Origin of the sequence: Collinsella aerofaciens (assembly GCF_015552075.1) — a bacterium.
Taxonomy (GTDB): Bacteria; Actinomycetota; Coriobacteriia; order Coriobacteriales; family Coriobacteriaceae; genus Collinsella; species Collinsella aerofaciens_Y.
On sequence record NZ_JADNDZ010000116.1, the window covers coordinates 1 to 10,917 of the forward strand.

The window sequence follows — 10,917 nt, forward strand, 5'->3', positions numbered from 1 at the left end:
CCTATGACGTTCTGATTCGTAGTCAGACCCTCTATCCAGCTGAGGTAACGCCGCAGCGCAAGACATATAAAACCACTTTAGCTTATTGGAGTCAAGCTCAATCTCAAACTTTTTTGTGAAACGCAGTTTTGTCATGCTGCTCCGCATATACCGCCGTTCCCCGTACGATCGATTGGCTTTTCGATCACGTCAAACTTGGCATCAAGTTCCCTCAGGAGCGATCTCACCCGCTGGGCACAATCATAATCGGCAAACGAGATGCTCAGCATGCGCGCGACCTGGTTGGAAGTCCCAACTCCATAGAAGTGCTCCAGCGCCACAAGCCCCACGTGCGTCACAAAGGTCTCGACCACATGCGGCGACTCCTCAAAACACCATTGTGTCAACGGACCCTCACTCGTCTGTCGAACCACCAGGCCACCCATGCCAGACGGCTCACACGTTACAAGCAGGTACTCCCCACCCTCGTCGCTCTCAAACAAAACCACCCGATCATCAAACAGCTCCATCGCGTCCCCTTTCTCTCGCTCTTATTTAGCAAAAGCATAGCAGGTAGATGGCTGTATACAGAACAGCTGTTCGTGTGTTTTCTATTGAGCTGTCCGCACGGCATGGTATGGACCTGCGCACGAAATAGGGCGCCCCCGAAGGAGCGCCCTTGCATATCCCCTATGCAGCCAACTTACGCGACCGGCTCGATCTTCTCGAGGCCGCCCATGTAGGGGCGCAGAACCTCGGGGATCGTGATGGTGCCGTCGGCGTTCTGGTAGTTCTCCAGAATGGCAGCCATGGTACGACCAGCCGGCAGACCGGAACCGTTAAGGGTGTGCAGGTATCGCGAACCCTTGAAGTTCTCGGGATCGCGATACTTGATGTTGGCACGACGGGCCTGGAAGTCGCCACAGTTGGAGCAGGAGCTGATCTCCTTGTAAGCGTTGTAGCTCGGCAGCCAGACCTCGATGTCGTAGGTCTGACGGGCAGAGAAGCCCAGGTCGCCGGTACACAGGCTAATCACGCGATACGGCAGGCCCAGCTGCTGCAGCAGGTACTCGGCCTCGGCGGTCATGCTTTCGAGCTCCTCGTCGGACTCCTCCGGCTTGGCAAACTTGACCATCTCGACTTTGTCGAACTCGTGCTGGCGAATGATGCCGCGGGTGTCGCGACCAGCGGAACCGGCCTCCTCGCGGAAGCAGGGGGTGAAGGCAGTGTAGCGGCGAGGCAGAGTGTCGGCGTCCAGAACCTCACCGGCATGCAAGTTAGTCAGTACGACCTCGGCGGTAGGAATTAGGAAGTTGTCGCCCGAGACGTGATAGGCGTCGTCCTCGAACTTGGGCAGCTGGCCCGTACCGAACATGGTCTGACGCTTGACGACGATGGGCGGCCACCACTCCTTGAAGCCACGGCTCGTGTGCGTGTCCAGGAAGAAGTTGATAAGGGCGCGCTCCAGGCGGGCGCCGGCGCCACCGAGAACGGTGAAGCGGCTGCCGGAGAGCTTGTTGCCACGCTCGAAGTCGAGGATGTCCAGATCGGTGCCCAGATCCCAGTGCGGCTTAAAGTCGAAGTCGAACTCGCGCGGGGTGCCCCAGCGGCGACGCTCGATGTTCTCGTCCTCGTCCTTACCGTACGGGGTAGCCTCGCACGGAATGTTGGGCAGGTGAGACATGAAGTCGTACTGCTCCTGCTCAAGAGCGGTACGGCGCTCGGCCAGACCGTCGATCTTCTCGTTGACGGAGCGCACGGCCTCCTTGGCGGCCTCGGCCTCGTCCTTCTTGCCCTCCTTCATCAGGGCGCCAATCTTCTTGGACTCGGCGTTACGCGTGGCCTGGAGCTCCTCGACCTCGGTGATGACGGCACGGCGCTCGTCGTCGAGCTCAAAGAACTTCTCGCGATCCCAAGACGTCTGGCGATTTGCCATGGCGGTATCGATGGCATCGGGGTTCTCGCGAACAAACTTGATATCAAGCATTAGATCCTCCGGCGATATACATTCCATTTAGGTTGCAACCTTGTACATGTATGGGCAAGTATATACTTATGAGCGTTTACGACCCAACTCAACTACGCAAGAAGGCACCCAATGGACGCAGTTTTTTCCTTTTTGTTTGGCACCCGCACCGGTTTCGCCATCCTTTTCGCCGGCGGCATCCTGCTATTTGCGATTCTTGCCTTTGTGATGGAGAAGCGCACCCATAAGATGTATGTCGACCGCGGCCCCAAATCCGAGGATGAGGAAGACAGCTTCTGGGACTAACCTGCCAAAAAGAGACAGGTTTATTTTGGTCGGTTTTATCTTGGCAAACGCAAGCGCCCCGCAACTGGAATTGAGCCAGTTGCGGGGCGCTTTTTGCTCAAGGTACAAAACCGCAGGAAAACCCTGCAAAATTAATCTGTCCCTTATTGGTCAGTTTACTGGAGAGTAGCGTCGATGGCCTTGACTAGGGCGCTGCGCATGCCGGCGTCCTCGAGCGCAACGACGCCCTTGATGGTAGCACCGCCGGGCGAGCACACGGCATCCTTCATCGCTGCGGGATGCTGGCCGGTTGCAAGCTGCAGCTTTGCCGTACCCAGCACCATCTGGCTCACAATGCGATAGGCATCGGCGCGCGGAATACCGTGTTTGACGGCCGCATCGCCCAGAGCCTCGATCGCCATGGCGACAAACGCCGGGGCGCAACCGCCCACGGTACCGCCCACAAACAGCAGGCTCGAATCGAGCTCGACCACCGTGCCAAGCTTTCCGAGCAGACCGAGCACCGTGGCACGCTGCTCATCGCTAAGCGTGGAAGCCTTCTCGCAGGCGATAACGCCCTCGTCCACCGAAACCGGCGTGTTGGGCACCGTCGAGATATGAGCGACACCTGGCAGGACCTGTTCCCACTTGGCACTATCCCAGGTCCAGGCAACCGACAGAACGACCTTTTTGGCAAGAGCATCCTTGAGCGGGGCGAATACCTTCTCGATCATGTACGGCTTGACCGCCGCAACCACGATATCGGACGCGGCAACAACCTCCGCCGCATCGTGGCAGGCAGCCATGCCCCGCGCCTCGCAACGCTCAACCAGAGCATCGTAGCGGCCTGCGCAGGCGCACATGTCGCCCGCGGCCACGCCGGCGGCAATCCAGCCATCGGCCATAGCGCTCGCCATATTGCCAAAACCGACAAATCCGATCTTCATATCACACAGTCCTCTCAGATGCGTTCCTCAAAACGAAAGTCATTGTCCCACGCCATTGTTTCGTGTTGCCGACCTACTTGTGATACGGCTCGCCACGGCTAATCTTGCAGGCGCGGTAGATCTGTTCCAGCAGCACCACGCGCGCAAGGTTGTGCGGCAAGGTAATACGTCCAAAGCTGAGCATCTCGTCGGCGCGGGCGCGCACGGCATCGCTCACGCCGTCCGATCCGCCGATTACAAAAGCGATGTCGCTGTTACCTCGCAGCATGAGCTCATCGAGACGGGTCGAGAGCTCCTCGCTCGAACGCTCCTTGCCCTCAATGGCCAGCAGAATCACATGTGCCCGCGGTGGCAGGGCAGCAAGAATCGCCGCGCCTTCTTTGTTGCGCGTGGCATCCACACCGCCCGCCTTGGCCGGATCGATATCGGCAACCTCGCGCATATCTACCTTGGCATAGGCGCCTAGGCGTTTGGTGTATTCGGCGCACGCGTCCTTCCAAAAGCGCTCTTTAAGCTTGCCAACGCAAACAACGGTATATTTCACGCGCGCCTACTCCTTCGACTCGCTTTGAACTTTGCCAGCGGTCAGCATCTGCTCGAACATCGAGGCCGACTGCGAGAAATCGCTCGGCAGCACGACCGTCGAGGTTTTGCCCGTGCGAGCGAACTCCGTCATCATCTCGGACCACTGCGTAAACATGAACAGCTGGTTGGCCTCATCGTTGCCGACGCCCGTCTCCTGGATGATCTCGAGCGAATCTTTGATGCCCAGCGCAATGGCCTTGCGCTGGTTGGCGATGCCCTCGCCCGCCTTTTCCATCGCCTCGGCCTCGGCGGTCGCCTCGGTGACGCGCTTGATGCGATCAGCCTCGGCGAGCTCCTGCGCAGCGGCGCGCTTTCGCTGGGCGGCGTTGATGTCGTTCATGGAGTTCTCGACCTCGGTCGGCAGCGCGATCTTGGTGATAAGTGTCGACACGAGGGTGAAGCCGTAGGCGGCCATCTGCTCGGACACGGTGGCGTTGACGTCCTTGGCGATATCGTCTTTTTTGGCAAAGACCTCATCGAGCGTGTAGACGGGGATGGAAGAGCGCAGGGCATCGGTGATGAAGTCACGCATTTGGTCGACGGGCTCCTGCAGCATGTAGTAGCTCTTGTAGATGCCCGAATCTGCCGGGCCGGCGCCCATGTCATAGCTCACGTGGTACTGAGCAGAGACCTCAAGGCCGATAGTCACGTTGTCTTGGGTCTTAACGTCGATGCCAAAACCGTTTTTCATGGTGCGCAGACTCACCGTGGCGGCTTTGCGGTCGATCACGGGCACCTTCATGTGGAAGCCCGCGTTGACGATGCGGTTGAACTTGCCCAGGCGCTCAATGATCACAGCATGCTGCTGCTCAACGACATAACAGGCGTTGGGGAGCAGCAACAACAAAATGATGATGGGAAGCAGAAGACTCGTAAGGGCGGCAATGATTCCGGACAACAGCATGGTCTCTCCTCTGATAGGCACACGTTGGCACTAGGATACCCGCACGAAGCAGCCACGTGACACCAACAGGAGGCCCATAACAAAAAAGCTCCCATTGCTGGGAGCTCTTTCAATCAATGGTGCGGGCGAAAGGACGTCCGCGCATCCGCTTCGCGGATCCGCACCGGCTTCGGCCGCCTGCCGGCGCCCTCGCCAGCTCGCTAAAAACGCTCCGCGTTTTCTTTACGCTCGCTCCTTCGCAGGTTCAAGTCCCCGCGATGGGCCCATAACAAAAAAGCTCCCATTGCTGGGAGCTCTTTCATTTAATGGTGCGGGCGAAAGGACTTGAACCTTCATGGGGTTGCCCCCATACGGACCTGAACCGTACGCGTCTGCCAATTCCGCCACGCCCGCGTGCAGGAATTAGAATAACGGAGCGCCACCGCGAACGCAAGAACTATTTTTGAAAAAGTTTGCAGGCATTTTCCCAGGCGGCTCGAGCAACTGCTTCAGCATCCTCGCCGGTACGATCGACGCGGTCATTGACCAGCGTGTTTGCTGTGATGGAAATCATTGCAGGCTCGCACTCGAGACCGCGAATGGGCTCCGGCGCCATATAGGGACAATCCGTCTCGAACAGAATACGGTCGAGCGGGGTTGCCGCGAATGCCTCGCGCACGTCGCCGTTGCGCTTAAAGGTAGCCGCGCCGCCATAGGCGATGTAACAACCCAAATCCACAAAGCGCTCCATCGTGGCTCGATCCTCGCCAAAGCAGTGCAGCACGCAACCGGCCTGAGGCACGCCCACCTCGCGCAACACGTTGTAGGCGTCCACATGCGAGGTGCGCTCCTCGTCCGCGTCCTCATGACGCAGATGCAGCTCTACCGGCACATTGCGGCGTACGGCGACCTCGAGTTGGCGCGCCATACAGTCGATCTGCACGTCGTGGGGCGCCGGCGCGATATCGTCGTCATAGTCCATGTGGTAGTCCAGACCGATCTCGCCAATACCGGCGCATAAGGGATCATCGAGCGCAGTCACAATCTGGGCATGGATATCATCGGTATAGTCCGGTGCGCCATACGGATGCACGCCGGCAAGATACTTGATCTGTGGAATATCCTGCATCGGCAGAATCTCGTGCGTCAGCCAGTCGCTATAGTCCGCCACGCTGCGCTTATCGGCAATGGGGTCGAAGACCGTCACCAACAAGTCAATGCCCGCTTCCTTGGCGCGCGCAAGCGTCTCGGGCACTTCCTTGCTCCAAAAAGAGAGCAGGTGCGCATGCGTATCGGCAAGCGGCGCCAGCGGCACCGGGCAGGCCACCGTTTTCTTCTTTTTGGTAAACGTCACGCGTTCGACATTAGGCGTCATGGGAAAGCTCCTGAGCCAAGCGGACAAAGGCGGCGACGTCGAGCGTCTCGGCGCGCGTGGTAGGTGCGATACCGCAGGCCTCAAAGGCGGCGTCGAGCGCGTCCTTGGCAAAGCCGTTGGCGCTCATAGAGTTGCGAATCGTCTTGCGACGCTGAGCAAACGCGGCGTCGATCACGCGGGCCACAAACTCGCGGTCGATGCCCTCGGGTACCATACCGTCAACGCGATCGATGCGCACCACGGCAGAATCCACATGCGGCGCCGGCATAAAGCAGCGCGGCGGCACCTCAAAGCGCCCCGTCACCTGCGCATACAGGCCGAGTTTTGCCGTGTAGCCGCCATAGGTCTTGTTGCCCGGCGTTGCGCCAATACGATCTGCAACTTCCTTTTGCACCATAACGACAGCGCGCATAAGCGCGGGCATCGTCTGGAAAAACTGAAGGATGATCGTCGCCGCCACGTTATAGGGCAGATTCGCGACAAACACCGTGGGTTCACCACCGGCGGCATGCTCAATCTGCTCCGGCGTCACCTTGAGCGCATCGCCCATGATAAAGCGGAAGTTGGCATAGTCGGCGGCGTGGGCGTCAAGCACCGGCTCAAGCTCGGGATCGGCCTCAATCGACGTAACGCACGCCGCCTCCTGCAGCAGGGCCAACGTCAGCGTGCCGCAACCCGGGCCGACCTCGAGCACGCGCTCATCGCCCGCAAGCTCAGCGAGCTCACAGATACGCTCGATCACATGGTTGTCGATCAGGAAGTTTTGGCCCAGGCGATGCTTGGTCGCAAGGCCAAACTCCTCTAGCAGCTCCCTAGTTGCCGTGGGGTTTGCCAAAGGCGAAGTTGTCATGGTTGCCTCCTTAACATGGTGGCTGCATCGTAAAGCAAAAGGGCATGGACCGTTGCGGCCATGCCCTTACATCTAAACAGCAAATTGCCGATATGGCGCGCAGCGGCTTAGCCCAGACGCGGGAACAGCGGCTCGCCCTTCTCGACGGGCTGACCACCGGCAAGCAGGCCCCAAGCGCAAATGCCCTTGAGGTCGTCGCTCGCGGCCTCGTCCTCGCAGGACAGGCGGCGCAGGGCCTCGGCAGAGGTCTGGGGCATGAGCGGCATCAGCAGGTGAGCGGCAATGCGGATGGCCTCGAGCAGGTTGTAGATCACAAACGCCAGCTCGTCAGCCTTGGCCTCGTCCTTGGCAAGCGCCCAGGGCTCGGAGTCCTCGATGTAGTGGTTGGCAGCATGGATGAGCTCCATGACCTCGTCCTTAGCTCCACCGTAATCGAGCACGTCCATCTTGGCCATGTAGCGATCGACCAGACCATCGGCAATCTTTGCCAGCAGGTTGTCGAACGCATCGAACGACGCGGGCTTGGCGGGCGCGCAGCCGTCAAAGTACTTGCCGCTCATGTTGAGCGAACGCGAGATGAGGTTGCCCCAGCTGTTGGCCAGGTCGGCGTTGTAGACCTGCTCCATGCGATCGAAGCTGATGGCGCCGTCGGTGCCGGGCACCACGTCGGTCATAAAGTAATAGCGATAGCCCTCGACGCCCAGCATGTCGATAACGTCCTGCGGAGCGATGGCGTTGCCGCGGCTCTTGGACATCTTCTCGGCCTTGCCGGTCTCGGCATTGCGCACGGTCAGGAAGCCGTGGGCAAAGACGTGCTCGGGCAGGGCCTCGCCGATGGCCATGAGCATGGCGGGCCAAATGACGCAGTGGAAGCGGATGATGTCCTTGCCCACGATGTGGAACTGCGCGGGCCAGCGATAGGCCAGCTCGGCACGCGCCTCGTCGGTGTCGACACCGTAGCCGACGGCCGTCATATAGTTGAGCAGCGCGTCGAACCACACATAGGTAACGTGACCCTCGTCAAACGGGACCTGAATGCCCCAGTCAAAGCTCGTGCGGCTCACGGAAAGGTCGTTAAGGCCGCCCTCGACAAAGCTGCGCACCTCGTTCATGCGGAACGCAGGCTCGACAAAGTCGGGGTGCTCGTCATAGAGCTTGAGCAGCTTGTCCTGGAAGGCGGAAAGCTTAAAGAAGTAGGACTCCTCCTGCACGCGCTCAAGCGGACGGTGGCAGTCGGGGCACAAGTGCTGGCCGACGCTGCCGTACTCTTCGTCGCCCTTCTGGACCTGTGTATCGGTAAAGTAGGTCTCGTCAGGCACGCAATACCAGCCGTCGTAGCTGCCCTTATACAGGTAGCCGGACTCCTTCATGCGCTCCCACAGGTACTGCACGGCATGATGCTGGCGCGGCTCGGTGGTGCGGATGAAGTCATCATTGGAAATCTCGAGCTTGCTCCAAAGCTCCTTGAAGTGCGGAGCCTGGCTATCGGTCCACTCCTGCGGCGTCATGTTGTGCTTGGCTGCGGCCTCGGCGACCTTCTCGCCATGCTCGTCCATGCCGGTCAGGAACTTGACGTTATAGCCAGCGGAACGGCGATAGCGAGCCTGAACGTCGGCGATGATGGTGGAATAAGCCGTGCCCAGGTGCGGATCGGCGTTGACGTAGTAGATGGGCGTCGTGATAAAGAACGAAGGCTTGCTTTGATCCATGGGGTTTGTCCTCCAGTAAAACGTTGCATACAGAGGATGATTCTAGCGCAAGGGCTGGATATCCTCCATCTATTGCATATCGAGCACCATGGCATAGACATCGCGCTTGCGGCGCGAATACTTCTGAGACAGGCGCTTGGCCACCGCAGACGCGGGCTCCCCCTCCTCGAGCGCGGCGCGGATATCCTCGCGCAGGGCCTCGTCGGGATCCGCTGCCGCGGCGCCAACCGGCACGATACCGGCCTCCTCACCCTCGCTCGGCGGCGCGATGACCAGCGCAATCTCGCCCTTTACCTCGCCGCGAGCACGCAGCTCCTCGGCAAGCTGGGCAGCGGGCCCGCGCAAGACCTCCTCGTGCAGCTTGGTGAGTTCGCGGCAGACGGCAACCTCACGTTGGGGAAAGACCTCCGCCACGGCCTCGAGCGTCGCCACGATGCGATGTGGAGACTCGTAGAAGATGAGCGCGCCGGGCACCACGGCAAGGCGCTGCAAACGGCGCACGCGGTCGCCGTGCTTTCGACCCAAAAAGCCCTCGAAGAAAAAATGCTCGCAGGGAATGCCGGACGAAACGAGCGCCGTGACGCAAGCAGAGGGCCCGGGAATAACTTCGACGGGCACATCGGCCTCACGCGCCGCCTCGACCAGCGCCTGGCCGGGATCGGACACGCTCGGCATGCCGGCGTCCGAGGCAAAGGCGAGGGTCTCCCCCGCCAGCAGACGGTCGACCAGGCCGGCGGCGCGGCTGGCGATCACATTCTCGTCGCAACGGACAAGCGGCTTGGAAATGCCCAGGTGCATCAGCAGCTTTGACGTCACACGCGTGTCTTCGCAGCAGATGACATCGGCAGCGGCAAAGGCCTCGCCAACGCGCGGGGACAGGTCGCCCAGGTTGCCGATGGGCGTGCCGACCACATAGAGTTTGCCCGTATGGGCGCTGTTTTGCGTCATATCAACCTATTCAATCATGCCGCGCTCGAGCGTACCGAGCGCCGCGCGGGCGTCCCATGCTGCAATGCGCTTCTCGGTCTTCCACGTTTGGAAGAACCAACCGGCAGCCGGCGCAAACGAAGCCAGCTGGTTGGCGATAAACACGCGCTCGTAGGCATTGCGGCCCTCGGGCGTAACCGACGAGTTGGCAAAGATCGCCGCGCCCGACCATTCGCCCACCAGCACGGGGAACCCAGTTGAAATCGCCTCTTTAAGCTCGCGCTTGTTACGCGAAATCGCCGTCGTCAGCCCGCGGGGGCTCGTGATATCGAGCGCATACTCGTCGCGGTAATGGTACAGGTGAAGGTCCATGTAGACGTTCTTGTACTTGGCGCCGCGCATAAAATGCTTCCACTCGCTGGGATGCCCCGAAGACGAAAAGACGACGATCTTATCCTCGGGCATATACGAACGGACGAGCTCGTAGGCATCGCGATAGAAATTGCGCAGGTAGTGAGCCGGAATGCCATCCGTCATGGCAAAAAGACTCTTGCGGACACTCATCTGCGGCGTATCCAGCAGCTCAATGCCCAGCAGGCTCTCGGCCTCGCCGTAACGCTCGGCCAAGCGCTCGAGCACGTCGAGTGCGACATGGCGGCCGTTGGTGGACGAATGCCACTCGGCAACAGCCTCCGGCGTGGCGGGCGAATCGTTGGAATCGCCCTGGCCACCGGGCACAGTCGCCAGGTCAAGCAGCACGCGAATGTTGTACTTGGCAGCCCACTCAATCGCGCGGTCGATGTAATCGACAACCGAGATGTAGGAGGCATCGGACTCCTGTGAGCCAAAGGCATACCAAGGCACCGGCAGGCGCACGGCGTTGAGGCCGATCTGCGCCATGCGACGGAAATCATCCTCGCTCACAAACGTCTCGTAATGACGGCGCATGCGCTCGTTATAGGCGGCGGTGCCCATGGCCTCCTGCAGCTCGGCCGCGTTGGATGCACCGGTCGCCGCGTATAGCGACGGGGTAACCCAAGGCTCGGGAATAAACCAGCCAGAGAGATTAACGCCGAGTATCCTCTCCATCACTGCCCCCTTCGGATCGTGCAGGCCGAGCCTGCATCGTATTGCATAGGAAAAGTATCGTTTTGAGTATACCCGCGCGTGCGGACAGACGACCGAACGGTCTGTAAAGTGGCGCAAAAGCGGGAGGAATGTCTGGGGCGAGCGGGGCCAAGATGACGTACCGAGTGCGCATACACGCCGAGGGCAGGCGCCGGAAAGCGCATCCCATTCTTTCGTTCAATAATGGGATGCATTTTCCGCGGGTCCACATAACCCGCGGGCGCTACAAAAAGAAAAGGACCCCTTTGCAGAGGTCCTAGTCAATTCAAGGTGGCGGGGAAGG

Annotated in this window: 11 protein-coding genes and 1 tRNA gene; 1 reads left to right on the forward strand and 11 read right to left on the reverse strand. The window is 60.1% G+C overall.

Features of this window, described 5'->3' with window-relative positions:
* Nucleotides 1-131 precede the first annotated feature (131 nt).
* Both I2D41_RS08950 and serS read right to left on the reverse strand, forming a co-directional pair.
* Nucleotides 132-509 (reverse strand): hypothetical protein, encoded by a 378-nt coding sequence (locus I2D41_RS08950; protein ID WP_022094533.1) that lies wholly within the window; start codon nucleotides 507-509, stop codon nucleotides 132-134.
* Nucleotides 510-682: 173 nt separating this feature from the next.
* Nucleotides 683-1,966: a serine--tRNA ligase gene (gene serS / locus I2D41_RS08955; protein WP_195364287.1), complete on the reverse strand. Its 1,284-nt coding sequence runs from the start codon at nucleotides 1,964-1,966 to the stop codon at nucleotides 683-685.
* Nucleotides 1,967-2,077: 111 nt separating this feature from the next.
* On the opposite strand from serS, the gene I2D41_RS08960 reads away from it, so the two are divergent.
* Entirely contained in the window at nucleotides 2,078-2,251 is a 174-nt protein-coding gene (locus I2D41_RS08960; RefSeq protein ID WP_006235069.1) for a DUF6724 family protein, read from the forward strand.
* Nucleotides 2,252-2,406: 155 nt separating this feature from the next.
* Here I2D41_RS08960 and proC read toward each other — a convergent pair whose 3' ends face one another.
* The 9 genes from proC to I2D41_RS09005 form a co-directional block, all read right to left on the reverse strand.
* The gene (proC, locus tag I2D41_RS08965) at nucleotides 2,407-3,177 is read right to left on the reverse strand and encodes a pyrroline-5-carboxylate reductase (protein ID WP_195364288.1); all 771 of its coding nucleotides are present in this window, start codon (nucleotides 3,175-3,177) and stop codon (nucleotides 2,407-2,409) included.
* A gap of 73 nt (nucleotides 3,178-3,250) precedes the next feature.
* The gene (rlmH, locus tag I2D41_RS08970) at nucleotides 3,251-3,721 is read right to left on the reverse strand and encodes a 23S rRNA (pseudouridine(1915)-N(3))-methyltransferase RlmH (RefSeq protein ID WP_195364289.1); all 471 of its coding nucleotides are present in this window, start codon (nucleotides 3,719-3,721) and stop codon (nucleotides 3,251-3,253) included.
* Nucleotides 3,722-3,727: 6 nt separating this feature from the next.
* Nucleotides 3,728-4,666 carry an SPFH domain-containing protein gene (locus I2D41_RS08975; protein ID WP_195364290.1) on the reverse strand — a complete coding sequence of 313 codons (939 nt, stop codon included), beginning with the start codon at nucleotides 4,664-4,666 and terminating at the stop codon, nucleotides 3,728-3,730.
* Between the two features lie 306 nt (nucleotides 4,667-4,972).
* A tRNA-Leu gene (locus tag I2D41_RS08980) sits at nucleotides 4,973-5,059 on the reverse strand.
* A gap of 43 nt (nucleotides 5,060-5,102) precedes the next feature.
* The gene (locus I2D41_RS08985) at nucleotides 5,103-6,020 is read right to left on the reverse strand and encodes a TatD family hydrolase (RefSeq protein ID WP_195364291.1); all 918 of its coding nucleotides are present in this window, start codon (nucleotides 6,018-6,020) and stop codon (nucleotides 5,103-5,105) included.
* Complete coding sequence (rsmA, locus tag I2D41_RS08990) at nucleotides 6,010-6,870, reverse strand: 16S rRNA (adenine(1518)-N(6)/adenine(1519)-N(6))-dimethyltransferase RsmA (protein ID WP_195364292.1); 861 nt, start codon at nucleotides 6,868-6,870, stop codon at nucleotides 6,010-6,012. The genes I2D41_RS08985 and rsmA overlap by 11 nt, the downstream gene beginning before the upstream one ends.
* 107 nt (nucleotides 6,871-6,977) lie before the next feature.
* Complete coding sequence (metG, locus tag I2D41_RS08995; RefSeq protein ID WP_195364293.1) at nucleotides 6,978-8,579, reverse strand: methionine--tRNA ligase; 1,602 nt, start codon at nucleotides 8,577-8,579, stop codon at nucleotides 6,978-6,980.
* A gap of 69 nt (nucleotides 8,580-8,648) precedes the next feature.
* Complete coding sequence (gene rsmI / locus I2D41_RS09000; RefSeq protein ID WP_195364294.1) at nucleotides 8,649-9,527, reverse strand: 16S rRNA (cytidine(1402)-2'-O)-methyltransferase; 879 nt, start codon at nucleotides 9,525-9,527, stop codon at nucleotides 8,649-8,651.
* 6 nt (nucleotides 9,528-9,533) lie between these two features.
* Entirely contained in the window at nucleotides 9,534-10,595 is a 1,062-nt protein-coding gene (locus I2D41_RS09005) for a glycoside hydrolase family 5 protein (RefSeq protein WP_099432625.1), read from the reverse strand.
* Nucleotides 10,596-10,917: the final 322 nt, after the last annotated feature.